At 66.3% G+C, this 25,396-nt stretch carries 30 protein-coding genes and 1 pseudogene; 17 read left to right on the top strand and 14 right to left on the bottom strand.

The annotated features are described in order from the left end of the window. Nucleotides 1–34 precede the first annotated feature (34 nt). Nucleotides 35–142: pseudogene (locus B5F85_RS06270) on the bottom strand (helix-turn-helix domain-containing protein); the annotation flags it as partial. A gap of 263 nt (nt 143–405) precedes the next feature. Here B5F85_RS06270 and B5F85_RS10660 point away from each other — a divergent pair. The 3 genes from B5F85_RS10660 to B5F85_RS06255 are packed head-to-tail and all read left to right on the top strand — an operon-like array spanning nt 406 to nt 1,808. Next, entirely contained in the window at nt 406–690 is a 285-nt protein-coding gene (locus B5F85_RS10660) for a type II toxin-antitoxin system Phd/YefM family antitoxin (protein ID WP_158094566.1), read from the top strand. Further along, nucleotides 674–1,045, top strand: coding sequence for a PIN domain-containing protein (locus B5F85_RS06260; protein WP_087315476.1), 372 nt, complete (start codon nt 674–676; stop codon nt 1,043–1,045). Before B5F85_RS10660 ends, B5F85_RS06260 begins: the two co-directional genes overlap by 17 nt. Nucleotides 1,046–1,049: 4 nt before the next feature. Beyond that, the gene (locus B5F85_RS06255) at nt 1,050–1,808 is read left to right on the top strand and encodes an AAA family ATPase (RefSeq protein ID WP_087315474.1); all 759 of its coding nucleotides are present in this window, start codon (nt 1,050–1,052) and stop codon (nt 1,806–1,808) included. A gap of 258 nt (nt 1,809–2,066) precedes the next feature. Here the strand turns inward: B5F85_RS06255 and B5F85_RS06250 are convergent, their stop codons facing one another. Next, nucleotides 2,067–2,573 carry a hypothetical protein gene (locus tag B5F85_RS06250; protein ID WP_087315472.1) on the bottom strand — a complete coding sequence of 169 codons (507 nt, stop codon included), beginning with the start codon at nt 2,571–2,573 and terminating at the stop codon, nt 2,067–2,069. A 299-nt stretch (nt 2,574–2,872) separates the two neighbouring features. Here B5F85_RS06250 and B5F85_RS06245 point away from each other — a divergent pair, with 299 nt between their 5' ends. Together B5F85_RS06245 and B5F85_RS06240 are read left to right on the top strand one after the other, a co-directional pair. Beyond that, nucleotides 2,873–3,733, top strand: coding sequence for an AraC family transcriptional regulator (locus B5F85_RS06245; RefSeq protein WP_204204662.1), 861 nt, complete (start codon nt 2,873–2,875; stop codon nt 3,731–3,733). A gap of 332 nt (nt 3,734–4,065) precedes the next feature. Beyond that, nucleotides 4,066–5,097 (top strand): helix-turn-helix transcriptional regulator, encoded by a 1,032-nt coding sequence (locus B5F85_RS06240; RefSeq protein ID WP_087315470.1) that lies wholly within the window; start codon nt 4,066–4,068, stop codon nt 5,095–5,097. Nucleotides 5,098–5,136: 39 nt separating this feature from the next. Here B5F85_RS06240 and B5F85_RS06235 read toward each other — a convergent pair whose 3' ends face one another. Continuing rightward, a complete protein-coding gene (locus B5F85_RS06235; protein ID WP_087315468.1) occupies nt 5,137–5,370 on the bottom strand; it encodes a hypothetical protein in 234 nt (77 codons plus the stop codon). A 4-nt stretch (nt 5,371–5,374) separates the two neighbouring features. Beyond that, complete coding sequence (locus B5F85_RS06230; RefSeq protein WP_087315466.1) at nt 5,375–5,686, bottom strand: hypothetical protein; 312 nt, start codon at nt 5,684–5,686, stop codon at nt 5,375–5,377. Nucleotides 5,687–6,008: 322 nt separating this feature from the next. Between B5F85_RS06230 and B5F85_RS06225 the strand changes: the two genes are divergently transcribed. The 3 genes from B5F85_RS06225 to B5F85_RS06215 all read left to right on the top strand — a co-directional run bounded on the left by B5F85_RS06225 (nt 6,009) and on the right by B5F85_RS06215 (nt 7,360). Beyond that, on the top strand, nt 6,009–6,290 hold the full coding sequence (locus tag B5F85_RS06225; protein WP_087315464.1) for a type II toxin-antitoxin system RelB/DinJ family antitoxin: 282 nt from the start codon (nt 6,009–6,011) through the stop codon (nt 6,288–6,290). Further along, on the top strand, nt 6,283–6,711 hold the full coding sequence (locus tag B5F85_RS06220) for a PIN domain-containing protein (RefSeq protein ID WP_087315462.1): 429 nt from the start codon (nt 6,283–6,285) through the stop codon (nt 6,709–6,711). The genes B5F85_RS06225 and B5F85_RS06220 overlap by 8 nt, the downstream gene beginning before the upstream one ends. A 274-nt stretch (nt 6,712–6,985) precedes the next feature. Continuing rightward, nucleotides 6,986–7,360, top strand: coding sequence for a hypothetical protein (locus B5F85_RS06215; protein WP_087315460.1), 375 nt, complete (start codon nt 6,986–6,988; stop codon nt 7,358–7,360). Nucleotides 7,361–7,367: 7 nt separating this feature from the next. Here the strand turns inward: B5F85_RS06215 and B5F85_RS06210 are convergent, their stop codons facing one another. After that, complete coding sequence (locus tag B5F85_RS06210; protein ID WP_087315458.1) at nt 7,368–8,792, bottom strand: DUF2252 domain-containing protein; 1,425 nt, start codon at nt 8,790–8,792, stop codon at nt 7,368–7,370. A gap of 135 nt (nt 8,793–8,927) precedes the next feature. Here B5F85_RS06210 and B5F85_RS06205 point away from each other — a divergent pair, with 135 nt between their 5' ends. The 6 genes from B5F85_RS06205 to B5F85_RS06180 are packed head-to-tail and all read left to right on the top strand — an operon-like array spanning nt 8,928 to nt 15,351. Beyond that, nucleotides 8,928–9,890 (top strand): ABC transporter ATP-binding protein, encoded by a 963-nt coding sequence (locus B5F85_RS06205; protein ID WP_087315456.1) that lies wholly within the window; start codon nt 8,928–8,930, stop codon nt 9,888–9,890. 9 nt (nt 9,891–9,899) lie between these two features. Then, nucleotides 9,900–11,078, top strand: coding sequence for an ABC transporter permease (locus B5F85_RS06200; RefSeq protein ID WP_087315454.1), 1,179 nt, complete (start codon nt 9,900–9,902; stop codon nt 11,076–11,078). After that, nucleotides 11,065–12,267: an ABC transporter permease gene (locus B5F85_RS06195; RefSeq protein ID WP_087315452.1), complete on the top strand. Its 1,203-nt coding sequence runs from the start codon at nt 11,065–11,067 to the stop codon at nt 12,265–12,267. The genes B5F85_RS06200 and B5F85_RS06195 overlap by 14 nt, the downstream gene beginning before the upstream one ends. 34 nt (nt 12,268–12,301) lie before the next feature. Further along, nucleotides 12,302–13,429 (top strand): sensor histidine kinase, encoded by a 1,128-nt coding sequence (locus B5F85_RS06190; RefSeq protein WP_087315450.1) that lies wholly within the window; start codon nt 12,302–12,304, stop codon nt 13,427–13,429. Beyond that, nucleotides 13,426–14,064 carry a response regulator transcription factor gene (locus B5F85_RS06185; protein WP_087315448.1) on the top strand — a complete coding sequence of 213 codons (639 nt, stop codon included), beginning with the start codon at nt 13,426–13,428 and terminating at the stop codon, nt 14,062–14,064. The genes B5F85_RS06190 and B5F85_RS06185 overlap by 4 nt, the downstream gene beginning before the upstream one ends. A gap of 42 nt (nt 14,065–14,106) precedes the next feature. Continuing rightward, nucleotides 14,107–15,351, top strand: a complete 1,245-nt coding sequence (locus B5F85_RS06180) for an MFS transporter (RefSeq protein WP_239386732.1) — start codon at nt 14,107–14,109, stop codon at nt 15,349–15,351. Nucleotides 15,352–15,541: 190 nt separating this feature from the next. Here B5F85_RS06180 and B5F85_RS06175 read toward each other — a convergent pair whose 3' ends face one another. The 3 genes from B5F85_RS06175 to B5F85_RS06165 all read right to left on the bottom strand — a co-directional run bounded on the left by B5F85_RS06175 (nt 15,542) and on the right by B5F85_RS06165 (nt 16,649). Further along, a complete protein-coding gene (locus B5F85_RS06175; RefSeq protein ID WP_087315444.1) occupies nt 15,542–15,838 on the bottom strand; it encodes a DUF2442 domain-containing protein in 297 nt (98 codons plus the stop codon). A gap of 10 nt (nt 15,839–15,848) precedes the next feature. Beyond that, a complete protein-coding gene (locus B5F85_RS06170; RefSeq protein WP_087315442.1) occupies nt 15,849–16,109 on the bottom strand; it encodes a DUF4160 domain-containing protein in 261 nt (86 codons plus the stop codon). A gap of 102 nt (nt 16,110–16,211) precedes the next feature. Then, nucleotides 16,212–16,649, bottom strand: a complete 438-nt coding sequence (locus B5F85_RS06165; RefSeq protein WP_087315440.1) for a DUF1810 domain-containing protein — start codon at nt 16,647–16,649, stop codon at nt 16,212–16,214. Nucleotides 16,650–16,710: 61 nt separating this feature from the next. Here B5F85_RS06165 and B5F85_RS06160 point away from each other — a divergent pair, with 61 nt between their 5' ends. Further along, nucleotides 16,711–17,331 (top strand): DNA-3-methyladenine glycosylase I, encoded by a 621-nt coding sequence (locus tag B5F85_RS06160; protein ID WP_087315438.1) that lies wholly within the window; start codon nt 16,711–16,713, stop codon nt 17,329–17,331. A gap of 174 nt (nt 17,332–17,505) precedes the next feature. Here the strand turns inward: B5F85_RS06160 and B5F85_RS06155 are convergent, their stop codons facing one another. From B5F85_RS06155 to B5F85_RS06130, 6 genes are all read right to left on the bottom strand, one after another. Further along, nucleotides 17,506–17,994, bottom strand: coding sequence for a prolyl-tRNA synthetase associated domain-containing protein (locus B5F85_RS06155; RefSeq protein ID WP_087315436.1), 489 nt, complete (start codon nt 17,992–17,994; stop codon nt 17,506–17,508). Between the two features lie 42 nt (nt 17,995–18,036). After that, nucleotides 18,037–18,702 (bottom strand): MBL fold metallo-hydrolase, encoded by a 666-nt coding sequence (locus B5F85_RS06150; protein WP_087315434.1) that lies wholly within the window; start codon nt 18,700–18,702, stop codon nt 18,037–18,039. Nucleotides 18,703–18,967: 265 nt separating this feature from the next. Next, on the bottom strand, nt 18,968–19,264 hold the full coding sequence (locus B5F85_RS06145) for a hypothetical protein (protein ID WP_087315432.1): 297 nt from the start codon (nt 19,262–19,264) through the stop codon (nt 18,968–18,970). 95 nt (nt 19,265–19,359) lie between these two features. Continuing rightward, entirely contained in the window at nt 19,360–20,373 is a 1,014-nt protein-coding gene (locus tag B5F85_RS06140) for a Gfo/Idh/MocA family oxidoreductase (RefSeq protein WP_158094565.1), read from the bottom strand. 186 nt (nt 20,374–20,559) lie between these two features. After that, nucleotides 20,560–21,312: an SDR family NAD(P)-dependent oxidoreductase gene (locus B5F85_RS06135; protein ID WP_087315428.1), complete on the bottom strand. Its 753-nt coding sequence runs from the start codon at nt 21,310–21,312 to the stop codon at nt 20,560–20,562. Nucleotides 21,313–21,560: 248 nt separating this feature from the next. Further along, the gene (locus B5F85_RS06130; RefSeq protein WP_087315426.1) at nt 21,561–22,490 is read right to left on the bottom strand and encodes a LysR family transcriptional regulator; all 930 of its coding nucleotides are present in this window, start codon (nt 22,488–22,490) and stop codon (nt 21,561–21,563) included. A 201-nt stretch (nt 22,491–22,691) separates the two neighbouring features. On the opposite strand from B5F85_RS06130, the gene B5F85_RS06125 reads away from it, so the two are divergent. Both B5F85_RS06125 and B5F85_RS06120 read left to right on the top strand, forming a co-directional pair. Further along, nucleotides 22,692–24,038: a putative ABC transporter permease gene (locus B5F85_RS06125; protein WP_087315424.1), complete on the top strand. Its 1,347-nt coding sequence runs from the start codon at nt 22,692–22,694 to the stop codon at nt 24,036–24,038. After that, nucleotides 24,035–25,345, top strand: a complete 1,311-nt coding sequence (locus B5F85_RS06120) for a hypothetical protein (RefSeq protein WP_087315422.1) — start codon at nt 24,035–24,037, stop codon at nt 25,343–25,345. The genes B5F85_RS06125 and B5F85_RS06120 overlap by 4 nt, the downstream gene beginning before the upstream one ends. The last annotated feature ends 51 nt before the right edge of the window (nt 25,346–25,396 follow it).

The raw sequence follows: 25,396 nt of genomic DNA, 5'->3' as shown, positions 1-25,396 counted from the left end.
GTCAGGCGTTCTGAACCGTTCATACCCCCTCAGTTTCCCAGTTCGAGATCGTCTGGCGACTCACGTAGATGCGCCCCGCCAGCTCGTCCTGTGAGATGCCGAGCTCCGCTCGCCGCGTCTTGATGTGACTTCCCAGCTCCATGCTGCCTCCCTCCTGCGTCTTGGCTCGACCCCTGTCGAGAAGAACGTGCCACCGTGGGGGAGAGCGTACCATCAAAGGTGACAGACACCGGGTCCCGAGCGGCCACCTGCGGCTGTCAAATGTTCCTTACATGGCCCGTGAGCTGCTGCGATGCAAGACGAGCGGTTCGTGTGTTACGAAGGGACAGTCCCTTCGTAACATTGCTGCTCTTGGTTGTGACCAACATGTTGGTTATACTTGTCACAACGAAGGAGGCGAGCCCTATGACAACGTTGACCATCGATCTTGAGGGCGCCGCGCGCATGGGCATCGCGGAGGCAAAGGCCCATCTCAGCAGCCTTGTGGAGCGTGTCGAGAAGAACGGCGAGGCTGCGATTCTCGAGCGCTATGGACGCCCGGCGGCGCTCGTCGTGCCCCTGCCGCGTGTGGAGGGCACGGGTGGTCGAGCGCGCGGTCTTCTCGCCGAGTACGCGGACGAGGACGCTCTTGGCCTCGAAGAGGGCGCCTTCGCCCGGGCGATGGAGGCAAAGCATGGAATTCCTGCTTGATGCCAACGCAGCGCTTCGCTATCTACTGGAGGACAACCAGGAGCAGGCTGAGGCCGCTGCCGAGGCTATTGCAGGGGGCGCCGAGGTCACCGTCGAGGTTCTCGCGGAGTGCGTCTACGTGCTCGCGGGCGTCTACCATGTGCCGAGGTCGCGCATCGCGGAGAGCCTCGGCATCCTGCTCGACGAGGTCACGTGCCGGCGCAAGAACGTGGCTGCGGCGGCGCTCGGGCTCTACGGCGGCAGCTCGTTCGACTTCGTCGACTGTGTGCTGGCCGCAGAGCGCCAGGAGCTCGGACGCGACGTCGTGACGTTTGACAAGAAGCTCATTGGTCTTCTCGGCAGGGTCGAGAGGTGATGCCATGGGCGAGGGGCACTTCATCAAGTCGGTAGCCATTCGCTGGGAGCTTGTTCACACGGACGACTATCTGCGAAACATTCCCGCGCTTGCGGCGTTGGGGAAAGAGCCGCTCGTCTTCACGAGCAACGTGACGTTTTTTGTCGGGGAGAACGGCTCGGGCAAGTCAACGTTGCTTGAAGCCATGGCGGTGGCGTACGGACTTAACCCGGAGGGCGGCACGCAGAACTACGTCTTTCGCACGCACGACTCGCATTCTGCGCTGCATGAGGGCATCGACATGAGGCGCGATCTGCTGCGCCCCTGGAACACGTTCTTCCTGCGTGCGGAGAGCTTTTACAACGTGGCGAGCAAGGCGGAGGACTACAGCTTCTTGCCAGGCGGAGAGGGCATGACGTATCGCAACCCCGCCACCGGCCGCAGGAGCTACCTGCACGAGATGTCGCACGGCGAGGCGTTTCTCGGCTTCATCCAGGACAGCTCCAAGGAGAACGGCCTCTACTTCCTGGACGAGCCCGAGGCCGCGCTCTCGCCCTCGCGCCAGCTCACGCTGCTCTATGAGATGCACGAGCTTGCCGAGCACGGAAGCCAGCTCATTGTGGCGTCGCACTCTCCGATTCTGCTTGGGCTGCCGGGGGCGCAGATCGTCTCCTTTGACGGTGACCGGCTGCGCGAGATCTCCTACGAGGAGACCGAGGCGTATCAAGTGACGGAGCTCTTCATCAACGGCCGCGAGGGCCTGCTGCGTCGGCTGCTTGGGTGATTCAAAAGGGGACAGACCCCTTTTGACCCAAAACGTGCCATAGAGACACGCTTCCCCAATTCCGCGTACCTGAGATAGCCGGCTCGTGCCGCGGGCGTTGTGCGCACTCCTCGGCGTTGTGTACACTGCGCGGCGTTGTGCACACTGCCTCAGAGGTCCTTCTCGACAGATGCGCAGGTAGACGCGTCGGCGAGAAGTGCGCACACCGCCGCCGAGTGTGCACAACCCGGCAGAGTGCGCACACCGCCGAACCCGGCTCTACGCGAGCGCGCGGATGGCGTCGGCGACGCCGCCCTCGCTCGAAAGGTTGATCGAGAGGCTGATGGGAACCACCGTGAGCGTGACCACGTCGGAGCCCTTGTAGGTGACGACCTCCAGGGCCTTGTACTCGCCCACGTCGTCTGCGGACTGCCCCAGCCTGATGGTCTCGGGCTCCCAGATCTCGACCACGTATTCCCGCTCTGCGTCCGGCGTGGGCGCCAGGCCGTTCACCTGGGAGAGGGGCGAGAAGATCTCGTCGATCTGCGCCTGGTCCGTGATCTCGGCCACCTGCGAGCCGTCCGCATCGTACACCACGGCGCGGACGGTCTTGCTCCAGTCGATGCTCTCGAGCTCGCGCGCGACCTCCGTGGCGTTCTCGGCCATGTCCGTCAGCATGTTCGTGAGACCGGTAGAGTCCTCGTCCTTCTCGCCCAGGCCAAAGCACCCGGCAAGCGAGAGGGACAGCGAAGCGGCGAGGGCAATAGCGACGGCACGGTGGCGCATGGGTCCTCCTTCGTTCGAGGTGTGCCTCCTTTGTACCACGTCCGGGCGGCGTGCGCACCTCAGCGGAGTGTGCGCACGCCGCCCGCCCCTGCATCGTTCATCGCGTCCAGACGACCAAAAGCTGGCGAGAAGAACCTCGAAACTGGTCGTCTGAGCGCGATGAGTGATGCGGGATGCTGTTGCCGTCAGCTTACCCAGGTGGAAAGGTGGTCGTCTCATTGCAGCCGACATAGTTCTCGACTAACTGTCGGGCACGACTGGGTGCTGCAACGTACAATTTCGCAGGAGGGGGTGAGAGGTTGTCGGGTTCGTATCTGGAGCGCGCGCTCGACTATATCGAGCGCCATCTGACCGAGGCTCCCACGACCGAGGAGGTCGCCCGGGCGGCCGGTGTCACCGAGGAGCAGCTTCGCACAGCGCTCCTACTGATTGCCGGCATGACGCCATCGCGCTACATCCGCGAGCGACGTCTCTCCGCGGCGGCATCCGACCTCATGGCCGGCGCCTCCGTCACCGAGGTCGCGTTTCGCTATGGCTACGGGTCGGTCGAGGGCTTCTCTCGGGCGTTTCGCTCTTGGTGCGGCACACTTCCTTCGGACGTCGCACGGCTTGGTTCGCACATGCGCTCGCCCCTGCATATTGCGATTGATGTAAAGGGAGGTCATCTCATGGAGTATCGCATCGTCGAGAAGGGCGAGTTTCGCCTTGCTGGCGTCGCGGCGCGCGTGCCGATGCAGTTCGAGGGCGAGAACCCCGCGATCGCGGAGCTCGCGCGCAGTATCACGGAGGTGCAGCGCGCCGAGATGCACCGCCTGATGGACACGGAGCCGCGTCGCGTGGTGAACGCCTCCTGGAACCCGGACACCAACTTCCAGGAGGAGGCGGGCGAGCTCACGCACCTCATCGGCGTGCCCACTACGGCGCGCGCGGCCAGGGAGGGGCTCGCGCTCGTGGAGGTGCCGGCGCTCACCTGGGCGGTCTTTCCCAACGACGGCCCCCATCCCGAGACCATGCAGCAGACGACCGCCCGCATCTATGCCGAGTGGCTCGCCGAGGTGCCCTACGAGCTCGACGGCTTCCGCATGCTCTCGTTCAGCGACGTTCGCGACGACGGTACCGCCTACAGCGAGATCTGGGTGCCTGTGCGCCGCAAGGCGTGAACGAGGGCAGTCGCTTTTGAGCTATGGAAAGGATAGTTTCAGTTATGCCCGAAAGATGCGTATCTGAAGTGCTGTCTTTCAGGTATAGCTGAAAGACAGACGATTTCGTTGTCTCTTCCCCCAAGCTAGCGGAATGAGCGGGAAACTTGTGAGTTTGTGAGTGACCAGCGGGTGTTTAGGCTCCTCTACCTGCGGCGCGCAACCTGCAGGCGCCTTCTGGTTGCCGCAAAATCGGCCAAATTGCGCACCGCTGGTTGGTAGAATTGCGCCGTGCGCACCCGCAGAATACAAGGTGCCGGCAGACAGCGCACACCCCCGAAGAAGGGCAGACCATGAGCTTTCGCGACAACCTTCAGCACCTGCGCGCAGAGCGCAACATGACCCAGGAGCAGCTGGCCATGCTGCTCGGCGTCTCACGCCAGAGCGTCACGAAGTGGGAGGCCGAGAAGAGCCAGCCGGAGATGGACAAGCTGCTCAAGATGTGCGAGATCTTCGACTGCACACTCGACGAGCTCGTGACGGGCGACCTCACCGGCCGCGCCGCGCCTGCGACGGCGGCCCCCATTCCCGCCGGCCCGCCCACCGACGTCTGCGGGTACGAGGAGCACCAGCGCATGATGGCGCTCAAGGTCCCCACCGGCGTGGCCCTCATCCTCCTGGGCATCGCGCTCGGCCTGCTCTTTGAGGGTGCCGTCGAGCTGGCGTCCTGGAACGGGCGCGACGGCCTCTTCGTGATCATCGTGCTCGTGGGCATCCTCGCGGGCCTCGCGTTTCTCGTGCCCGCGGGCATGGAGCACACGGCGTTTCAGAAGGCGCACCCCTACGTGGAGGACTTCTACACAGACGAGGACCGCGCCGCCGCCCGCCGGCAGTTCTCAGCTTCGCTCATCGCCGGCCTCGCGCTCATCTTCGCGGGCATCGGCTGCCTGCTCATGCTCGAGAGGACGGCGGAGAACTGGGGGCTCTTCCTGCTCATGCTCTTCATCGCCCTGGGCGTGTGGTGGATCGTGCGCGGCGGCATGCTGCTCGGGCGGGTCAACGTCGAGGAGTACAACCGCTCCATCGCCGAGGATCTCGAGGTGGAGGACATCGTGTCCGCAGAGCTGGACGAGGCACGGCGCGAGGCTCTTCTCGCCCAGAAGCGGCGTGGCAAGAAGCTCGGCGCGGTGTGCGGCGTCATCATGATCGTGGCCACGATTGTGGGCCTGGCGCTTCTCTTTGCGCCGGTGTTCTCGGCGCCAAACATGGACTCCTGGACCCCGGAGGGCACCTCGGCCATGTGGTTCTGGGTAGCCTGGCCGGTGGGTGGTCTCGTCTGCGGCATCGTGACGCTGCTCTGGGAGGCGTTCGGCCGGGAAGAGTGACGCGCCTGCGCGAGACACCGTGCCTCGTGGGCTATTGCCTCATGCCCCCAGCTCGGTAATGGGGACAACAAACACTCCGTTGGGCGTCCTTCTGCAGAAGGACGCCTTGCCAACAAGGACCGCAAGGAACGAGGGATTCTCGTTACGTGCGGCGGGGTTACGTGCAATCTTGTCGCGCAGCCTGAGGAGGTTGCGCTCTGCTGCTGGCACCTTCTCCTCGCTCAGCTTCACCTCGATAGCGCCCCACCTTTCGTCAGGAAGCTCAACTGGCATGCCCCTATTGTTTGAGTAGTGCTTCGATCGTATTTGCCGCGCCCATGTCGAGAAGGACGCTCCGCTCGGAAATCTCCGCGGGCGCCATGGCCTCGCCGAGGCTCACGCAGGCGTAGGTGGCACGCGGGTTCTCGGCCGCCATCTGCCGGAAGGGGTATTTTATGAAGACGGGGGTGTTGCCGCCTGCGCCAATCTCCAAGAGCAGCAGGCGCGAGCCCCGGTGACGGCGAACGAAGTCCTGGTAGCGGGCTGCGGCGGCGTGCCAGCCCTCGTCCTCTACGAGCGTGTCGTCCGCGCGCTGGAAGCAGTGGTCCACGTTGGTGGTGAGGACGAAGAAGTCCTTCTCGCCCAGCGCTCCTTCTCGGACGGGAAGGGGATGAGGTCATATGAGTCAGGGCGACCGAGTGGTTGCCTATGCGTGTTCGAGCAGATACTCCCTAAACCCCGGGAGGGCGAACTTGAAGACGCCCGGTCGGGGCTCCTCTATTACACCAGCCTCGAGCAGGCGCTACACCCAGTTCTTTGATTTCTTTGACTTCTGTTGACTTGTTTGACTTACGTTGACTTCTTTCGTGTCGCGTGAGGTGCCTGTACGCTCTCTCTGCTACAATGTAGACACGTCTACAAAGGAGGCTCGCATGGCAACCTCAGTCGTTTCCGGGCGCGTGGACGAGAAGATCCGTCAGCGTGCGGACGCCTACATCCGCGCGGCGGGGTCCACGCCGGCCGAGGTCATCAAGGTGGTCTGGGAGAGCATCGCGCGCACGGGCGAGGTGCCGGAGGTGGTGCCGGTGGAAGAGCCCCGTGGTGCCTGGGAGCGCTTCATGGAGTTCAGGGAGAGCCTTCCCAAGGCCGAGCCGTGGCTGGTCAACCTCACCAAGGAGCAGATGCGCGACATGATTGCGAGCCGCTATGCGTGACTTCAACAGCAGGAGGCTGCTCTTCGACACCAACGTTCTTCTCGATGCGGTTTGCAAGGAAAGGCCGCAGTCCACGGAGGCATGTGAGGTCCTTCGCCGGTGCAATGGCGGGGGAGACCTGGGGCTTGCTGCCGTGGGGTCTCTCAAGGATGCGTATTACGTGCTGCAGCGACAGTACGACGAGGCGCAGGCGAGAAGATCAATCGAGTGGTTGCGCGAGCTGCTCGTTATCGCGCCGATGGGTGCGGAGGAGTGCGAGCTCTCGCTCGGCTGCGGCGAGCCGGACTTTGAGGATGGCCTCATCCGCGCCTGTGCCGAGCTCAATGACGTTGACGTCATCCTCACGCGCGACGCGGCGGCGTTCAAGCGTTCCAAGGTTCGCGCCATGTCCTGTGCGGAGTACCTCGAAACCTTTGGGTAGGCAGTCACTCGCCTAATTCAATCCCCATAACCTTATTTAGACAATATCTATTGAGTTGTGTTATCAATGGGAGTGTACTTAATGAAGTATCGCGTCCTTAGAAGACAAATCTCCGAGCTGGCGAAGTCAAAGGGGCTTGTGGTGTTCTGGGAAGAGGACTCGAGCCACACAAAGGTGAGCGTTGGGAACAGACAGACGACAATCCCCCGTCATTCTGAGGTGAATGAGGTTACTTCTCGCGCGATACTCCGCCACCTGTTTGGAGGTGAGTGACATGGCAAAGGACGTAACGGCGCGCGTGACTCGGAGTGAGGGTTGGTGGGCCATTTCCGTCGAGGAGATTCCGGGTCTGTTTACCCAAGCTCGCAGGCTCGACCAAGTTGCCAATATGGTTCGTGACGCGGCGTCGCTGCTCGGCGTTGAAGTGGATGCCGTTGAGGTTCTGCCAGTGCTTGACTCTGACTCGCAAAGAATGCTTGAGGAGCTCGAGGCAGCTCGCAGAGAGGCTGAGGAGAAGCGGCGCATATCCTCAAGCCTCACTAGACAAATAATCCGCCGCTTTCGCGAGGAGGGTCTCACCTTGCGTGACATCGCCTCTCTCGTGGGTCTCTCGCAGCAGCGTGTTGCCGTGCTGAGCAAGGACGTATAGAAGGCAGCTACGAGTTAATTCGCTCAACAAACGCCTGATAGTCGGCCTCGTTCTGGTCGGCATAGGCGCGGGCGAAGTCCCACATGGCGTCCTCGAAGGTGTGTCCTTCGTCGAGGTAGGCCGCAATGGCAACCTCGTCGCCGGTGCGGGCGTGCGCGTGCGCGAGCGACCACGCGCAGAGCCGCGCGACGTTCTCGAGGCTCTCCGGGCCCACTGCGGCGAGGTCGATCGAGCCCTTGCCGTTCCAGAGCTGGCGCACGTAGTAGTCGCGCGTGCCGCCGCCCGCCGTGGGTACGCTCGTCCAGCCCAGCAAAAAGTCGCTCGTGGACTGCACGAGGCGCTGGCCCTCCACCACGCGCTCGCCGTGGCTCGCAAAGCCGCTCGGGCGCCAGTAGCGCTCAACGACCGACTCCTCGGCCTCCTTGACCTGGAGGACCAGCGGGTCGTCTTCGTCGCGGCCGGTGAGCAGCGCGATCCAGGCGCGGCGCCCCACCGAGCCCACGCCCACGACCTTGCGCGCGGCGTCCTGCAGGCGGTAGTGGCCGAGAAGGACGCGGCGGTCGCGGGGGATGCTCCCAAAGTAGGCGTTCAGAAGGCTGTGCAGCGTGTGGCCAAGCTGGGCCGTGTCGTAGCCCTGCTCGGCGGAGAGCTCAGAGAGCGGCACCAGCTCGGGCGGGCGGGTGTCAAAGCGCAGGCGCCCGCCATCGCGCACCGTGAGGCGGTCGGCCGCGCGCACGCTGTCCTTCTCGCGCGCCTTCTCCACGACCTTGCGGATGGTTCGCCCGGTCTTGCCGTCGAGCTCGAACTCGTCGAGCATGCGCTCGACGTCGAGATGGGCGTGCCAGACGTCGAGCTCGCCCTTCTCCGCAAAGTGGGCCATCGCGCGACGATACTGCTTGGCGCAGGCGCGCACGGCGTCCTTGCGGTCCTGCTTGGAGAAGCCCCGGTCGCGCCCGCAGATCTCGATGCTCGCCACAAGGCGCATGACGTCCCACTCCCAGGGCCCGGGTGCGGTCTCGTCAAAGTCGTTGACGTCAAAGACGAGGTGGCGCGTGTGGCTCATGAAGATGCCGAAGTTGCCGACGTGCGCGTCGCCGATGCACTGGACCTCGATGCCGGTGACGGGCATGGTGGCGAGGTCGGCGGCCATGATGACGGCGCTGCCGCGGTAGAACGTGAACGGCGAGACGCCCATGCGCTCGTAGCGCAGCGGCACGAGGCCCGGGTCACGCGTGACGGACTGCTGCTCGATGAGGTCGATCGCAGGCTCGCTGGACGCGCGCGGCTCCCAGGCGCCGAGCGTCTCGATCGGGCACGCCTCGCGCGCGGCGAGCCCGGCGGCCCGGCGCTCCTCGACGGTGGGTGCGGGACGGTAGAGCACCGCCTGCGAGCTTGGCGCGGCGTTCTTCTCGACCTCTTCGAGCTCGTCCATACGGGTCCTTTCGTGTGGCGTGACTCCAGATTATCGCACGGAGCGCCCTTTGCGCGCGGGGCCTCACTCGTGACAAAACTCACTTCCGCGCGCAGGGCGTGCCCGGGACAATGACGTCAAGAGAAAGGGGCTGCCATGTCGCATGTGAAGACCGCACCATCGCAAGACGTCGTCCGCGTCACGGGTCTCGTCAAGCGCTATCGCGAGCTCGTCGCGCTCGATCACCTGGACCTCTCCGTGCGCAAGGGGGAGATCTTTGGCCTCCTGGGCCCCAACGGCTCGGGCAAGACCACGGCCATCAACTGCATCCTCCAGCTGCTCTCCTACGACCGTGGCACCATCGAGCTCTTCGGCGAGCCGATGGGGCCGAACCGCTACGATCTCAAGACGCGAGTGGGCGTGGTCCCGCAGCAGGTGGCCGTCTTCGACGAGCTCACCGTGCGCGAGAACGTGGACGCCTTTTGCGCGCTCTACGTGCGCGACCGCCGCCGGCGCCGCCAGCTGGTGGACGAGGCGATTGACTTTGTGGGCCTCGGCGACTACGTGCGCTTTCGCCCGGGCAAGCTCTCCGGCGGCCTGGCGCGGCGGCTCAACATCGCCTGCGGCATCGCCCACCGCCCGGAGCTCATCTTCTTCGACGAGCCCACCGTCGCCGTTGACCCGCAGAGCCGCGCCAACATCCTGGACGGCATCTGCCGCCTGCGCGACGAGGGCGCCACGGTGGTCTACACGAGCCACTACATGGAGGAGGTCGAGCAGATCTGCGGTCGCATCATGATCTGCGACCGCGGGCGGGCGGTGGCGCAGGGCACAGCTGACGAGCTCAAGCGCATGATCAGCCTCGGCGCGAAGATCACGGCCGAGGTGGGCGAGCTGCGCGAAGGCACGCTCGAGCGCCTGCGCGGCCTCTCGCACGTGCGCTCGGCCGAGCTCTCGGATGGCACGCTGCTCGTGACCTGCGAGCCGAGCCCCCACAACCTCACCGACGTCCTCGGTGCGCTCGCGGGCGCGGGCGTGCGCCTGGGGCGCGTGATGTGCGAACCGCCTACCTTAAACGACGTCTTTCTTGAGCTCTGCGGCCGCGAGCTGCGCGACTAGGGGGCAGCCATGGGAAGCTCGTTTGTGGTGACGCTCAAATCGCTCGTTCGTGCGCCCTCGGTCATCATCTGGGTGCTTGCGTTCCCCATCATCATGTCAACCATCTTCCTGTTCATGTTCTCCGGCATGCGCACGGACGGCGTCGCGGACCCGATTTCCGTGGCGCTCGTGGGAGCGGCGGACGAGAAGGACGGCGCCGCCGAGACCCTCGACTTCGCCGAGGTCCTCGAGGCGCTCGCCGCAGATGGCGACAATCAGCTTCTTGACCTGCGGCTCGTTGAGACGAGCGGCGAGGCGGCCAATCTTCTTGCCGCTGGCGAGGTCGAGGGCTATTACGAGGTCTCTGCCGACGGCGCGCCCGATCTCACGGTTGCCGACACCGGATCGGTGGGCGCCGCGGTGCTCGAGGCCGTGGCCAGCTCGTACGTGCAGTCTGGCGCGCTCATGGCCGAGGTCGCCGAGCGCGACCCGGCGACGCTCAACGATCCCGCCGCCGTGGCCTCGGCGCTCGGGCTCTCCGCCGGCGTCGAGCGCGCTCAGGTCACCCACGCCACGCCCGACGAGATCGTGCGCTACTACTACGCGCTTCTCGGCATGGCCACGCTCATGGCCACGCAGGCGGGCATGCTCGCGGTGGCCTCCGCGCAGCCCTGCGTCTCCGAGCTCGGCGCGCGACGTGCGGTCGCGGGCACGCCGCGCGGGCGCCAGCTCGTCGGCTGCGTTGCCGGCGCGTGGGTCGTATCGTTTGCGGCGCTCGCGCTCGCCTTCGCGTTCCTGCTCCTCGTGGTGGGCGTGGACTTTGCGGGGCGCGAGGGCCTCTGCCTGGTGGGGGTCGGCGCGTGCTCGCTGCTCGCCACCGCGATCGGCGCGTTTGTCGGAGCGCTGCCCATCCGTGCCGACCTCTCCGCCCGCTCCGGCATCATGACGGGCCTCACGTGCCTGCTTTCGCTTTTTGCGGGCCTCTACGGCACCGCGGCGCTCGAGCTTTCGGACTGGCTCGCGCGCACCGCACCGTGGACCGCGTGGGTCAACCCCACCAAGCTCGTCTGTGACACGTTCTACTCGCTCTACTTCTACACGTCGCTCGCCCCCTTCGCCCTGCGCGTCGCCGTCTGCGTGGCGGCCTCGCTCGTCCTTCTCGTCCTGGCCACGGTCGCCTTTAGGAGGCAGAGCTATGAGCATCTTTAGGACCGCGCTGCGCGTGGCGGCCGCGCACCCCGTCTATCTGACCGTGTACGTGGTCTTTCTCTCGCTGCTGGGCGTGCTTGTGATCGGCGACCTGGGCACCGGCGCCGCTGCGGCTGCCTCCGGACCGGCATTCGAGGCCCGCGTGGCCGTCGTGGATCGTGACGGCTCCGAGCTCTCGGGCGCGCTCGTTTCCTGGGCAAAGAAGAACGCTGAGGTCGTGACCGTGGACGACGAGCCGCTCGCGCTGCAGGACAGCGTCGCGACCGGTGCCGTGGACTGCCTGGTCGTGCTGCCCGCCGGCTTTGAGGAGGGCCTGATCGCGGACGCGCGTGCCGGGCGCGACCCCGCACCGCTCGAGGTCGCCTATGGCACGGACGTGCAGGCGGGCGCCCTGGCCGCGACGGCGACCTCGCGCTGGGTGAGCCTCGCCGCCCAGGCGGCCGCGCTCGAGCCGGACGCCACCGCATCCGAGGTGGCCGAGTTCGCGCTCGCCGTCGCGGACGAGCGGGTAGACATGAGTGTGGACTCCACGGGCACGGAGGATGCGACGGGCAGCGGGCTCGCGGTCTACCTGCGCTTCTCGACCTACTCTGTCATGAGCTCGATCGTGGTCGTTGCCGGCGTCACGTTGGCCGCGTATCAGCGCCCGGAGATTCGTCGCCGCAACGCCGCCGCTCCCGTTGCGCCCGCGCGCCTTGCCTCCGGCGAACTCGGCGCGTGCTGCGTGCTCGTGGTCTGCGTGTGGGCGTGGACGTGCCTGGTGGGCGTCGTTGCCTGCGGGGGCTCGCTTACGGGCGTGGATCCGCTGCTCGTTGGCCTAGCACTCCTCTCGATGCTTCCCTTCGCGCTTGTTCCGCTGGCGATTGCGTTTCTTCTCGCGCAGTTGGGACTCTCCGAGCAGGCGCTCAACGCGGTCGGCAACATCGGCGCGATGGTGCTCTCTTTTCTCGGCGGCGCCTGGGTGCCGCTTGCGCTCCTGCCTGCGGGCGTGCAGGCCGCGGCTCGCCTCTCGCCCTCGTTTTGGGCCTCGAGCGCCGTGGAGGCCGCGCTTGGTGCGAACGGCGTCACGCCTGCCCTTCTCGCCGAGGTGAGCACGTCTGTGGGAATCGTGGCGCTCTTTGCCGTGGCAATCTGCGCCGCTGGGCTCGCCGTCGGCCGCGCGCGTCGTCGTGTGGCGGGCGCCGCGTAGGGGAGCGTCCGGCGGCCCTGCTAGAATCGCCCTTATGGAGAGACTCGTCGACAAGGTCGTGGCGCTCGTCGCCTGCCTGCCCGCGCTCGCTGCCACCGCGCGCGGGACGGTGGGCGCGGCGGTCGTGGTCGCGCTGCTTGCGGCCGTGACGTCGGCCTCGCTCGTCGAGGTCTTGCGCGGGTCGGTACGCCTCGTGCCGCCGCTTCTGTGCTGCGCCCTCGTGTGCGTGCTGCCTAACTCCGCTGCGCTGCTCGGCGTCGCTGCCTGTGACCTCTGCTTCGTCGCATCGCTCGAAGGAGGTCGCGCGCGGCTTGCGCCCCTTGCCGCACCCGTTGCCCTTGCGCTTGGCTGGTGCGTTGGCGCCGAGGGCTCTGTCGTCCTTCTCGCCGTTCTTGGGGCCGTGGTGGGCGCGTGGCTCGGGCTTCGTGCCGGCGTCTTTGAGTGTCGCGACCGCGACGCCCTGCGCACCCGCGACGAGCTGCGCGCCGCCGAGCTCTCCCTTGCCGAGAAGAACCGCGAGCTCCTCGACGCGCAGGACTATGAGGTGCGTCTGGCCACGCTCTCTGAGCGGGCCCGCATCGCGCGAGACATCCACGACAACGTGGGCCACCTGCTCACGCGCGCCGTGGTGCAGGCCGAGGCGTACCGCGTGGTGCACAGCGGCGAGCCTGCCGAGAAGGACCTCGCCGCCGTGGCGCTCACCGTGCGCGAGGCGCTCGACGAGGTGCGCGCGAGCGTGCACGACCTGCGCGACGATGCCTGCGACCTCTCGGTACAGGTGCGCGCGGTCGTGGAGCGTGCCTGCGAGGGGACGGAGCTCGCGCCCACGGTGCGCGTGGAGGCGGGGGAGGCGCCGGCTGCCGTGGCGAGCTGCCTTACTGCGGTCGCGCGTGAGGCCGTCTCCAACGTGCTGCGCCACTCGAACGCGCGCCACGTGAGCGTGGAGCTGGTGGAGCACCCGGGCCTCTGGCGGCTCACGGTGACTGATGATGGAACGACGGCGGCCGGCGCGCCCGGTAGTGGCCCCGGCATGGGGCTCGCCTCGATGGAGGAACGCGTGCGCGCGCTCGGCGGGACGTTTCGCGTCGGTTCCGGCGAGGGCGGAGGCTGGACCGTCTTCGCCAGCGTGCCGCGCTCTGGTGGAGATAGGAGGCGCACATGAGGGTCGTCATAGCAGACGACGACGCCGTGGTGGTGGAGTCGCTCCAGATCGTGCTGGACGCACAGCCCGACATCAAGGTCGCAGGCTGCGGGACGGACGGGGCCGACGCCGTGCGCCTGGCGGCCGACGCCGCGCCTGACATCGTCCTTCTCGACATCCAGATGCCGGGGATGGACGGCCTTGCCGCCGCCGAGAAGATCCTCGCCTCCCCGGAGTCGCCGCGCGTGGTCTTTCTCACCACCTTCTCCGACGACGAGTACATCGTGCGCGCCCTTGCTCTGGGCGCTGCGGGCTACCTCATCAAGCAGGACGTGGCGGGGGTGGCCCCGGCGCTGCGCGCGGTGATGGCAGGGCGCAGCGTGCTGGAGGGCGAGGTGCTGGAGCGGGCGGTCGCCCTGGGAGCGGGTGCGCCGGTGGCCGAGAAGCCCGACCTCACGGCGATCTTTCCCCAGCTCACAGACCGCGAGCGCGATGTCGTGGCGCTCATTGCCGAGGGGCTGGACAACCGGGAGGTCGCGGCCGCCGCCTACATGGGCGAGGGTACCGTTCGCAACCACATCAGCTCGATCCTTGCCAAGCTCCATCTGAAGAATCGCACGCAGATTGCTGTGGCATACTGGAGGGCGCTTCGATAAGATAAACGAACCAGCCCCTTTTGTCTTAGGACGGGAATTCTTGTGACAAACACCTCTTGGAAGCTCAAGCTCGCGTGCGTGTGGGGCGGCGAGCTCGTCTCGGTGCTCACGAGCTCCATCCTGCAGATGGGCTTCGTCTGGCACATCACGCTCACTACAAACTCGGCGAGCATGCTCTCGCTGGCGTCGCTCGCGGGCTTTCTGCCGCTCGCGCTCTTCGGTACCTTCGCGGGGGCAATCGTCGACCGCCTGCCGCTCAGGACCACGCTCATCGGGGCCGACCTCTTCATCGCCGCAGTGAGTGCCGTCGTGGCGATGGTCTCGCTCACGGGCGCGCTGCCTGTGTGGGTGGTCATGGCGGCGCTCTTCGTGCGGGCCATCGGCAGCTCCCTGCACACGCCCGCCTTCCAGGCGCTCACGCCGCTCGTGGCGCCGGCCGAGCACCTCACGCGCCTCGCGGGCGTGACACAGGCCGTCCAGTCGGGCGGCTACATCCTCGGTACGGCCATAGCGGCGGTGATCTACCCGCTCTGGGGGCTCACGGCCATGATCGCGCTGGACGTGGCGGGCGCGCTCTTTGCCACGGTCGCGGTGCTGGCGGCGCGGCTCGACGTTGGGGGTTCGGGGGCCGGCGTGACGGCGGGCGAGAAGGGCCTCGGCCTCGTGGCCCAGGCGCGCGCCCTCGCCGCGGAGACCGCCGACGGCTACCGCGTGCTGCGCGGCTACCGTGGCCTCTTCGCGCTGCTGTGGTGCGGCTTCGTGTTCACGCTGGTCTTCTCGCCCATCTCGGCGCTCTTCCCGCTCATGACGCTCGACCACTTCGGTGGCACCACGGGCGACGCCGCCACGGCGGAGATCGTGTTCTCGGTGGGTATGATCGCGGGCTCCGCGCTGCTCACGGCGACGGGCGGGTTCAAGAACCGTGCGCTCACCGTCGTGGTGGCGACGGCGCTCTACGGCGTAGCCACGCTTGCGGCGGGCCTGCTCGACGCCGGCGGCTTTGTCGCGTTTCTCGCCATGAGCTTCCTCATGGGCCTGAGCTCGCCCTTCTACTCCGGGCCGCAGACCGCCCTCATGCAGGAGAAGGTCCCGCCCGAGTACCTGGGGCGCGTCTTTGGGCTCTACGGGGCGATCATGTCCTGGGCGCTGCCCCTGGGGCTCGCGGCGTCATCGCTGTTTGCCGACGCGGTGGGTGCGCCGGCGTGGTTTGTGGGCGCCGGCTTCGCGATGGTCCTTCTCGCCTGCGTGACCTGGGCGATCCCCGCCATCCGCCGCATCGAGGAATGAGGTGGGGCGAGCCTCTCTGTGCCCGGCCCCCTGCGCCGGGCCCCTGCACCCGGGGCAGAAATGTACGACCTTCTCGGGAACGCTGCAGCCTAGACATTGAAAACATAAACCATAAGGTGTTGCGTCGCTGAGAAGGTCGTACAAAAGTCGAGATGTGCAAAATCAAGCTAAGCGACAAGAGTCCTGCCGGCTAGGCAACCGCCTCGAGCGGGTCGTCGACGACGGGGCTCTCTCGATACATCTTCACAGGGTCGAGATCGATGCACGCCGTTTCGTTCCGGTTGCCCTCGAGATCCCAAGCAACCGCATCATTGAGCACGGTTATCCTGCTGCGGAAGACGTTCTCATCAGCGAGGGGGGCAAATACGCCGCCGCGAGCAATGAGCGGCTTGATGTCCGCAAGACGAACCGTCCCGTCGGAAAAGTAGGCGTAGACGGTGAAGTTGTTGCCAGGGACAGCCTGCACGACCGCGGGAATGTACTCCATGATATGCCTCCTACGCGAGGGGGACGATTTGGTTGAGCTCTTGATCTGCGGCGGCGAGTTCCCAGTTTTGCATGAGTTCGTCCTTGTGGAGCTCCGCCCAGGCAAGCACGAACTTGAGCTGTCTGCCAGGCAGGGAACCGCTCATGACGCATCCGCGACGAATGTCGATAAGAGCATCGAATCCAGCGTAGCTAGCATGAAAGTGAGGGGGGTTGTGGTCGTCGTAGTACATCATGATCTTGATTCCGAGAAAGATCGAGATGACGGGCATACGAGACCCCCTTCAGAGCGGCTGTGCAGATATCCGTATTCTACCCATCGCCTGTAGATCGTAGATGCGATGCCGGCACCTCTGTGCGCCGGCTCCCCTCGGTTATCCCCAGCTCTCGCTCACAATTCGCAGCGTGAGCTCGTCGCGGCTGCCGGCGTAGTACTTGTCCAGCACGGCGCTAAAGACGGGGTCTGTGCCCGTGAGCCCGAAGAGCGTCATAGACGAGCGGACCTTGAGGGCATCGATGCTCCCCAGAACAGCAACGGGGTCGCTTCCCGGAAGGGCGAGAAGTGCGCGTGAAATCTCGACCAGGCGCGCCCTGAGCAGGGGATGGTTGACGTACGCGTCAAGCTCCGCGCGGCTGGCGATGCCGTAGCGCTCCGCCATGGCGCTGCGCCCGAGCCCGCGCACCTGCGGAAAGACGAACCAGATCCAGTGGCTCCGCTTTCGGCCGGCGCGAATCTCGGCGAGCGCCTGCTCGTAGGCGCCGCCGTCCTGCGCGCGGACAAAGCGCTCGATGTCAAAGTCAGTGTTGGGCATGTTCGACTTCCTTCTCTGTCAGATAATAGGCTTGTCAAGGTCGAGAAGAACAGGGGACCGCATGTCCTACTGCGACTGGGATACCACCGATGAGCTCTGCCTGCGCTACCACGACGAGGAGTGGGGCGTGCCGGTGCACGACGACCGCACGCAGTTCGAGTACCTCTCGCTCGAGGTCATGCAGTGCGGGCTCAACTGGACCATGATGCTGCACAAGCGCGAGGTCATGCGGACGTGCTTTGCGGGCTTTGACTTTGATGCGGTGGCCGGGTTTGGTCCGGACGACGTCGATCGCATTCTGGCCACGCCGGGCATGATCCGCTCGCGTCGCAAGGTTGAGGCCATCATCAACAACGCGCAGTGCTTCCAGCGGGTGCGCGAGGAGTTCGGCAGCTTTGACGCCTACCTCTGGGGCTTCTCGGACGGCAAGACAATCCTCTACAACAAGCACGCTGATGGATGGATTCCCGTGAGCAACGGCCTTTCCACGCGCGTGGCCGCCGACCTGCGTCGACGCGGCTTCAAGTACTTGGGCCCCACGACGGTCTACTCGCACCTGCAGGCCTGCGGCATCATCAACGACCACGGTCGCAGCTGCCCGCGCTACGCAGTCATCAACGCGCTTGGCCCTACGGTCGAGAAGCGCCGCTACCTCGAGAAGGACGTCCGGCACTTCGAGTGATCCAAAAGGGGACAGCCCCCTTTTGGATCAGAACGAGAAGCCTGCGGAGGTCAAATAGTGAACTCGATGCGTTCACAATTCTGATTGGCTTGGAGATTCTTGACGCAGCGCGTCAAAAAGTGCGCGCAGTGAGTGCACAATTCGAGACGCTCTGCGTCTCGAATTAACGGGGCGCTACAGGTCGACAACGCGCACGGTGCAGCCGTGCTCGCGCAGCAGCGCAATCAGGTCCGCGGTGGCGAGAAGGACGGTCGCGGTGTTGTCGCACGGGTGCACGGTCACGTGCCCGGCGTCGACGAGCTCCTGGTCGATCACAACCTCCACGCGGTGTTCGACGTCGTTCAGCGCACCGAGCGGCGTGACGGAGCCCGGCACCAGGCCGAGCATCGAGCGTAGGTCCTTATCGCTGGCAAACGAGAGGCGGCGCGAGCCCAACCGCCCCTGGACCTCTCGCAGCGAGACGTCCTTCTCGTCCGGCAGGCAGACGAGGTAGTAGGCGCGGTGCTTGTCGTCCCGCAGGAAGAGGTTCTTGGCGCCGAGCTCGGGATGGGGGATACCCGCGGCATTTGCCTGCTCCACGGTGAAGACCGCCTCGTGCTCGTAGAGCTCGTAGGCGATCCCCGCCTGGTCAAGCAGCGCCATTGTCTCTGCCTTTCCAAACATGTTGATCTCCCGCGAAATGATGAAAAGGACTGTCCCTTCGTATCATCGCTCGAGCTTGCGGACGACGGCGATGGCAGGGTCCACGGCGGCGGCGAAGGCGTCGAAGTCGGCGTAGGTGCCGACGATGCTGCCGTAGTGGGTGGGCACCACGGCGGCCGGGCGCAGCGCGTTTACGAAGGCCGCCGCCTGACGCGGGTCGCAGGTGTAGGTGCCGCCGATGGGCACGAGCGCGACGTCGCAGCGCACAGACTCGTTGTCGGGGTTCTGGTCCGTGTCGCCGGAGACGTAGTAGCGCGTGGGCTCGCCGTCGAGGGTGAGCACGTAGCCGAGCCAACCGTTGGCCTGCGGATGCATGGCCAGCCGCTCGGGCTCCACGTTGTAGGCGGGCACGGCCTCCACGGTCAGCCCGGGGAGCTCGATCTTCTCGCCAGCTGCCATGAGGTGCGTCGCGGCAGCGCCCAGCCCCGCGACCTCGCCCGCCATGCTCGCCGGCGCCACGACCACGGTCTTCTCGCCCGCCACGCGCGCATAGTCCTCGGGTGAGAGATGGTCGTAGTGGGCGTGGGTGATCAGCACGTAGTCCGCGTCGTGCGCCGCCTCGGCGTCGGTGAGCGAGAAGGGGTCGAGGTAGACAACGGTGCCGCGCGCCCCCTCGATGCGGATGGCGCTCTGGGTGTACACGCGGACGTTCTCCAGGCTCAGGCTCATGACGACCCCTCTCGCGACGTGGCGGATGCGCCCATTCTACCCGGACGGGGCGGTGCCGTCGCGGCTCCCGCACTCATGAGTGCGGGCGAGAAGTGCGGGCGGTTATGACGCCTGCGCCCCTTGAGTGCGGGCGTCCACTCGTGCGATGGCCGCAAGTGCCCCCAACAAGTGCGCGACGGCCCGCACTGGATGAGTGCGGGCCGTAAGTGCGGGCCGAAACCTGTGAAATGCAAAGAAGTGCGGGCGTGCCCGCGCCCTTCTCGTCCTACTTCTTGCCGAAGAGGCCGCCCAGGCTGTCGGCGATGCCGCCGAGCGGGCTGTTCTCGAGGGCGCCGCCAAGGCCCTCGGCGAGGTTGCCGAGGTCGAGCCCGCCAAGGTCGATGCCGCCCTCGGCGACGTGGCTCTTGATGCCGTCGACGATCTCGGAGGGGTCGACGTCGCCGAGGTCGTGGCCGGTGAGCTCCTCGATGGTGCCCTTGGGGTCGGAGACGAGCCCCTGGAGCTTCTCGGGGGCGTCGGCAAGGGCCGCGGAGACCTGGGCGATGATGTCCTGAACGTCCATGTTCTTCCTTTCGGGTCGTGCGCGTGGCGCGCGTTTGCACGTCTAAGGTACCCTCTCGCGGGTCGCCCAAGGTCGCCGAAGGCATCGGCGGAGCGTTAGTTGAGGGTCGTCAGGGCGTCCCTCACCGCGTCGAGCAGCTCTGCGCAGCGCAGCGTGGCGGCGAGGGGCATGACGTCGGACTCCGCGCGCCCCGCGAGCAGGAGGCCCGTGAAGTGCTCGACCTCGTCGTAGAAGTCGTCCACGGGATAGGGGAGGTCAATGTCGCGGCGTCCCCCTCCGCCGGCGAGAAGAACGGCCCGTTGCGGGCGGTGCATGTCCTCGACCACGATGTCGCCGGCCGTGCCGATGAGCCGCACGGTCCGGGGCCCGGCGACGTCGGCCGCGGTGGCGAGCCGCGCCGTCCTCTGGCCCAGCGAGAGCTCGGCGTCGACGAAGCAGTCGACCCCGTGGTCCCAACGCGCGCTCGCGGAGGTGACCTCGAGCGGACCGGCGAGGAAGTCTTCGATCCAGGAGGCGCAGTAGATGCCCGAGTCCAGGAGGATGCCCCCGGCGACGGGGTCCGACATGTAGTCCCCGCCCCGGGCGATGCGGTCCCCCATGTCGTTCTCCAGCAGGGCCTCGACGCGCAGCAGCTCGCCTATGGCACCCACCGCAACGAGCTGGCGCACGCGGCGGTAGAGCGGGGTGAAGCGCGTCTTCATGGCCTCCATGAAGAGGGAGCCGGTCTCGCGGGCAGCGGAGATGACCTCGCTCGCCTCCGCCGCGCTCGCGCACGCGGGCTTCTCGCAGAGGACCGCCTTGCCGGCGCGCAGCGCGGCGACGGCCCAGGTGAGGTGCATCCCGTGGGGGAGCGCCAGGTAGACGGCATCGACGTCGGGCCGGGCGAGAAGGGCGGCGTGGGCTGCGCCCGCCACGCCCCCGAGGCCATCGTCGGAGAACGTGCCTCCCTCCGGCACGCCGTGCTCTGCGGCAAAGGCAGCGGCCCGCCCGGCGGAGCGGCAGCTGATGGCGACGAGCTCGGAATGCGGCTCGTGCGCGAGGCTTCGTGCGAAGCGGTGGGCTATGCGCCCCGCGCCGACGATGCCCCAGCGGACGTTCTTCTCGGCCATGCGCGCCCCTTTTCTGCGGTGTGACGTTTTGCCAGGTGCCGGAATCGCGTCATATGCGTGTGAGGGACACGCATATGACCGGATTTTGGTTCCGATTTTACGCATATGGCGGAAATCAGGCACCACGGTACGCAGATGGCGGAAATCAGGCACCTGGGGTGACGCACCTGGGGTGTTGCCCCGGCGCTACAGCAGCTCGCGCTCCACGGCGAGCGCGAGCGGGTACGGCAGCACCTTGGTCGCCACGTAGAGCACCCGCATGTCAGCCGACGGGATGCAGAGCGCGCGTCCTTCTCGCGCCGCCCTGAGCCCGCGCGCCGCGACGCGCCCCACGTCCTCAAAGCCCGTGAGCCGCGCCATCCGCGCCGCCACGTCGCCCGCTCCCGCATGGTCAAGAAAGCCCGTGCGCATGAACTTGGGGCAGAGCGCGGTCACGTGGATGTCCACGTCCCCGAGCTCCGCGTCGAGCGCGCGCGAGAAGTCCAGCACGAAGCGCTTCGCCGCCGAGTAGGTGGCGAGCCCCGACTGAGGCATGAAGGCGGCCACGCTCGCCACGTTGAGGATGCGCGACCCGGCCGCCATGTACGGCAGCGCGCGGTACGTGAGCTCCACGGGCGCCAGCATGAGCAGGCGCACCATGTCCGCGTTGTCGCGCGCGGGCATGTCCGCGAAGTCGCCGAACGTGCCGAAGCCCGCGTTGTTCACGAGCAGCGCCACGCGCGCGTCGGGCGTCCGGGAGAGCGCGTCCCCCAGGACGTCGAACGAGTCGGCGTCCGTGAGGTCGAGCGCGAAGGGACGCACGAGTCGGCTGGTCTTCTCGGCTTGGCGGGAGAGGGTCCAGATCTGGTCGAGCCTCCCGAAGGCTCCTCCCTCGAGCTGGCGGACGATCTCGCGCCCGAGCCCGGACGACGCTCCGGTGACGATGGCGATGCTGGTCATGGCTTGCGCCTCCTATGGGCTAGGTCCCGTGGCGTGCGCGGGGACACCTCGCTTGCCAATATAACCCGATTTCGCTGGCTCGGCTGACGTCCGCGGACATTGACCGTGCGGAAGCGTGCGGAAGTGACAGGCACTTTTGCACGGTCCAGCGTGCAAAAGTGCCTGTCACTTCCGCACGCGTCACGTCCGCACATCTGCGTGCAGCGTGGCGTCAACTGCCGTTTCGGAGGCGGCGCATGCCCGGCGCGCTAGCTGCCGGCTACCGTCTTGTCGGAGCTGAAGAGGCGCTTCATGAAGGAGAACTCGCTTCGGGCAAACCTGTTGAGGCGCTCCACCTCAGGCCTCTGCGGCGCGTCGAGCATCACGAGGCAGACGGGTATCGAGGGCGCGCGCTCCGGGTCAACCTCGTGCATCATGACGAAGGGCACGATGCTCAGCGCCCTGAGGTTGACTCCCATGATGTAGCCGTTGCGGTTCTCGAGGAAGTCGACCACCTCCTCGTTGGTGCCGATGCTCTCGAGGGGGGAGGAGAGCCCGTGCTTCAGGCAGCTGTTGAGAATCGTCTCGTTGAAGCCGTCTATCTCCTCCGACCAGAGCACGGGGTAGGGCTCGAGGTCGGCAAAGGTCAGGGGGCGCTTGCCGCGCAGCGGGTGGTGCCTGCCCATGAACACCCCGGGCATGACCATCCCAATCTGGACGCAGGTGCAGCCCGGGGCGTCAAACTCGCCAATCGTGAACAGGGCGTCGAGGGCCCCGGCGCGAAGGCCCGTCAGCGCGCTCTTTCCGACCGAGACGGAGAGGTGGGTCTCCACCCCAAGCGAGTGCGTGATGAGGCGCGCGATGATGGCGCAGATGAACTCGTGCTTCGAGAACGGAGGGGTGACGAGCGCGAGCCTGAGGTCTTCTCTGGAGGAAGCGCTCTGCCACGACGCCACCGTCTGCTCGAGGGAATCGAAGCTCTCGACGGTCTTGAGTGCCGGCTCGAGGAGCATGCTCCCGAGCTGGGTGAGGCGCATCCCTCGTCCCTCGCGGACAAAGAGGCGCCCGCCGACCTCCTCCTCGAGCTCGTGAATCGACTTCGAGACGGCCTGAACGGTGACGCCCTCCCCCTTTGCGGCTGCGGAGAAGTTTCCAGCGCTCGCCGCACGGCAGAAAAACACGAGCTGTCTGATGTTCATGTCCCCACTCCGGTGGAAGTCCTTCAATCGTCCCTAGTCTAGTCGCGGTCAGCTGGCGCGGGCCGGCGAGAAGAACGCGCCCTCCAATATCAACCAGCGCTTGAATAATTGAATCGGATGTCATGCGCGGTCTGAGGTGCTCGTTCTTCAGGTATCGTTACTCTGTCTGACTATCTGCCAAAGTCCTCCCGAGGAGTTCGTATGACCCCTGATCCGCAGTCCGAACCGACGAAGCCCGAGAAGTCGGGCGCCACGCCAGCCCATATCGCGGAGGGGGAGAAGATCCCGCTCGTGATGCGCCTCTACGGCGTTCTCTGTACGGTCCTCGGCGTGTTCACCGTGTTTGCGGTCATCATCTTTGCTGCCCTCATGGCATGGGCGCTCCAGACCGATCCGTCGATGATTATCGTGGGCACCGATCCCACCCTGCCCGTGGTCCTTCTCGTCATCAGCTACCTCGTGACCATTGGAAACGCGGTGGCCCTGCTCGTCTTTGGTCACTCGCTGCGCAAGAGCCGGCGGCGCAACGCGGTGCGCTGGTCGCACGTGCTCATTGGCACCTCGGTCATTCAGATTCTGCTGAAGATCATGCTGCAGGGCATCGACACCACACTGATCTCCGATGCCATCCAGCTGCTCATCCTCGTGGCGATCTCCGTTACCGTGGACCCGTCGCTGCGTCAGGAGCGCGCGCTCAAGAAGCGCATGCAGGACATGGTGGACCGCGAGGCGGCCGAGGAGGGCATGCTCGGACGCGACCTCGAGGGCAAGGGCTACATTGAGCTCAACTTCTTCAACCTGTTCTGGGTCTTCGTGATCTGCTGCTTCCTCGGCCTCATCATCGAGACCGTCTATCACTTCGCGGTGGTGGTCCCCGGAGAAATTCAGGACCGTGCCGGCCTGCTCTTTGGGCCCTTCTCGCCCATCTACGGGTTTGGCGCCGTGCTCATGACGGTGGCGCTCAACCGCTTCTACAAGGCCAACCCGGTGATCATCTTCCTGGTCTCTGCCGTCATCGGCGGCCTCTTTGAGGCGGCGACGGCCTGGTTCATGGAGATGGGCTTTGGTGCCGTGGCCTGGGACTACTCGGGCTCCACGATCTTCGGGCTCTTCCCGGACCCCATCGCCGTGATCTTTGGTGGGCGCACGAGCGCGCTTTTCATGTGCATGTGGGGCGCGCTCGGCTTCGTGTGGATCAAGTTCTGCCTGCCCTGGATGCTCAGGCTCATCAACCTCATCCCGTGGAAGATCCGCTACTCCTTCACCACGATCTGCGCCGTCCTCATGCTCGTGAACGGCGTCATGACGCTCGAGGCGCTGGACTGCTGGTTCGAGCGCCTGTCCGGCATCCCGCAGACCACGCCGGTCGAGCAGTTCTACGCCGAGCACTACGACAACGACTACATGGCGCATCGCTTTGAGTCCATGACGATCACGCCGGACGACTCCGCGCGCGTGGACGGCGCCGGCCGCGCCGCCAACGTCGTGGCCGGCGAGGAGGCTCTCGAGGACGCCGCCGACGCTACGTTCGAGGATGATGCCGCGTGACGGACGAGGCTGGAAAGAGGCGTCCCCGCTGGGGGCTGCGCGTTCTTCTTGCCCTGCTGGCGCTTGTGGTGGTGGCCGGCGTGGCGCTTGCCGTGGCGGTGCACCACCGCCAGGAGCAGGAGCGCCTGGGCCTGGGAGCCGTCTCTGCCCCGAGCGCTCCGCAGGAGCTCGAGGGCTCCACTGGCCGCACGGGCGCCTTCACCGCGCAGATCGACTTCACGAGCATGGCCACGGGCGCCGAGACCATCTCCACCGAGGTCGCCTGGGACGACGAGTGGTTCTTTGCCGACCCCACCGTGTACAACCACGAGCTGGCTACCACCTGCGCGGTGCTCTCCGCCGTGGCCAACTCCGAGTCCGGCTACTACCAGGAGGGCTCCGACTCGCCGGCTTACATGGAGGCGGCCCTGGCCGAGCTGGGCTTCGAGGACATCTCCACGGCGTCCTACCAGTACCGGAGCGAGATCTTCGACGAGGTGGTGGACTTTCTCGCCGGCACGGACGACGTGGTGGCCTACTCCGTGGCGACCAAGCGCGTGACGGCGGACGATGGGCGCGAGAAGACCCTCTACCTGGTGTCCGTGCGCGGCAGCTACGGCTCGGAGTGGCTGAGCGACCTCAACATGGGCGACGCCGCGGACTACGAGATGGACGCGATCGACCACGAGGGCTTCATGCGCGCCGCCAACGAGATTGTGGACGACCTCGCGGAGCGCATCACGCGCGAGGCGGGCGACGGCGGCACCGATGACGTGGCGCTGCTCTTCTGTGGCCACTCGCGCGGCGCGGCGACGGCCAACCTCGCGGCCTCCTACGCCGACGACATGACGCTGGGCCTGCGCGTGCTGGCGCCGCTGGAGAGCATCTACTGCTACACCTTTGCCACTCCCGAGCTCACCACCGTGGAGAACACGGGCGATGCGCTCTACGACAACATCTTCAACATCCTGAACCCGAGCGACATGGTGCCGCGCCTGCCGCTTGCCTCGTGGGGCTACACGCGCTACGGGCACGACCTGTGGCTGCCCGGCTACGGTGACGAGGGATTTGACGAGAAGTACGAGGCGATGTGCGAGGTCTTCGAGGCCAACACGGGCGTGGAGTGCCCCTACGTGCCCGAGGACCGCGAGCACGTGGACAAGCTCGTCGAGGATCTGGGGCGCGAGATTCCCACGGCAGAGGACCTGGCGAGCGCGGGCGGCGTGGTGTCGCTCGTGCACGACCTTCTCGCCGACGTGAACCCGATGCAGGTGCTCTACGGCCACTACCCGAGCGTCTACATCGCCTGGATGCAGTCGCTGGCTTGACGGTTGACCGTCAGGTTACAGGTTGACGATCACGTCGGGTTGACAATCACG

This window comes from Olsenella sp. An293, from assembly GCF_002159495.1.
Classification (GTDB): domain Bacteria; phylum Actinomycetota; class Coriobacteriia; order Coriobacteriales; family Atopobiaceae; genus Thermophilibacter.
This window is presented reverse-complemented; position numbering and strand designations above follow the sequence as displayed.

Coding starts and splice junctions, on each gene's coding strand:
- B5F85_RS10660 (WP_158094566.1), top strand. CDS start 406: ATGACAACGTTGACCATCGATCTTGAGGGCGCCGCGCGCATGGGCATC.
- B5F85_RS06260 (WP_087315476.1), top strand. CDS start 674: ATGGAATTCCTGCTTGATGCCAACGCAGCGCTTCGCTATCTACTGGAG.
- B5F85_RS06255 (WP_087315474.1), top strand. CDS start 1,050: ATGGGCGAGGGGCACTTCATCAAGTCGGTAGCCATTCGCTGGGAGCTT.
- B5F85_RS06250 (WP_087315472.1), bottom strand. CDS start 2,573: ATGCGCCACCGTGCCGTCGCTATTGCCCTCGCCGCTTCGCTGTCCCTC.
- B5F85_RS06240 (WP_087315470.1), top strand. CDS start 4,066: ATGAGCTTTCGCGACAACCTTCAGCACCTGCGCGCAGAGCGCAACATG.
- B5F85_RS06235 (WP_087315468.1), bottom strand. CDS start 5,370: ATGCCAGTTGAGCTTCCTGACGAAAGGTGGGGCGCTATCGAGGTGAAG.
- B5F85_RS06225 (WP_087315464.1), top strand. CDS start 6,009: ATGGCAACCTCAGTCGTTTCCGGGCGCGTGGACGAGAAGATCCGTCAG.
- B5F85_RS06220 (WP_087315462.1), top strand. CDS start 6,283: ATGCGTGACTTCAACAGCAGGAGGCTGCTCTTCGACACCAACGTTCTT.
- B5F85_RS06215 (WP_087315460.1), top strand. CDS start 6,986: ATGGCAAAGGACGTAACGGCGCGCGTGACTCGGAGTGAGGGTTGGTGG.
- B5F85_RS06210 (WP_087315458.1), bottom strand. CDS start 8,792: ATGGACGAGCTCGAAGAGGTCGAGAAGAACGCCGCGCCAAGCTCGCAG.
- B5F85_RS06205 (WP_087315456.1), top strand. CDS start 8,928: ATGTCGCATGTGAAGACCGCACCATCGCAAGACGTCGTCCGCGTCACG.
- B5F85_RS06200 (WP_087315454.1), top strand. CDS start 9,900: ATGGGAAGCTCGTTTGTGGTGACGCTCAAATCGCTCGTTCGTGCGCCC.
- B5F85_RS06195 (WP_087315452.1), top strand. CDS start 11,065: ATGAGCATCTTTAGGACCGCGCTGCGCGTGGCGGCCGCGCACCCCGTC.
- B5F85_RS06190 (WP_087315450.1), top strand. CDS start 12,302: ATGGAGAGACTCGTCGACAAGGTCGTGGCGCTCGTCGCCTGCCTGCCC.
- B5F85_RS06185 (WP_087315448.1), top strand. CDS start 13,426: ATGAGGGTCGTCATAGCAGACGACGACGCCGTGGTGGTGGAGTCGCTC.
- B5F85_RS06175 (WP_087315444.1), bottom strand. CDS start 15,838: ATGGAGTACATTCCCGCGGTCGTGCAGGCTGTCCCTGGCAACAACTTC.
- B5F85_RS06170 (WP_087315442.1), bottom strand. CDS start 16,109: ATGCCCGTCATCTCGATCTTTCTCGGAATCAAGATCATGATGTACTAC.
- B5F85_RS06165 (WP_087315440.1), bottom strand. CDS start 16,649: ATGCCCAACACTGACTTTGACATCGAGCGCTTTGTCCGCGCGCAGGAC.
- B5F85_RS06160 (WP_087315438.1), top strand. CDS start 16,711: ATGTCCTACTGCGACTGGGATACCACCGATGAGCTCTGCCTGCGCTAC.
- B5F85_RS06155 (WP_087315436.1), bottom strand. CDS start 17,994: ATGTTTGGAAAGGCAGAGACAATGGCGCTGCTTGACCAGGCGGGGATC.
- B5F85_RS06150 (WP_087315434.1), bottom strand. CDS start 18,702: ATGAGCCTGAGCCTGGAGAACGTCCGCGTGTACACCCAGAGCGCCATC.
- B5F85_RS06145 (WP_087315432.1), bottom strand. CDS start 19,264: ATGGACGTTCAGGACATCATCGCCCAGGTCTCCGCGGCCCTTGCCGAC.
- B5F85_RS06140 (WP_158094565.1), bottom strand. CDS start 20,373: ATGGCCGAGAAGAACGTCCGCTGGGGCATCGTCGGCGCGGGGCGCATA.
- B5F85_RS06135 (WP_087315428.1), bottom strand. CDS start 21,312: ATGACCAGCATCGCCATCGTCACCGGAGCGTCGTCCGGGCTCGGGCGC.
- B5F85_RS06130 (WP_087315426.1), bottom strand. CDS start 22,490: ATGAACATCAGACAGCTCGTGTTTTTCTGCCGTGCGGCGAGCGCTGGA.
- B5F85_RS06125 (WP_087315424.1), top strand. CDS start 22,692: ATGACCCCTGATCCGCAGTCCGAACCGACGAAGCCCGAGAAGTCGGGC.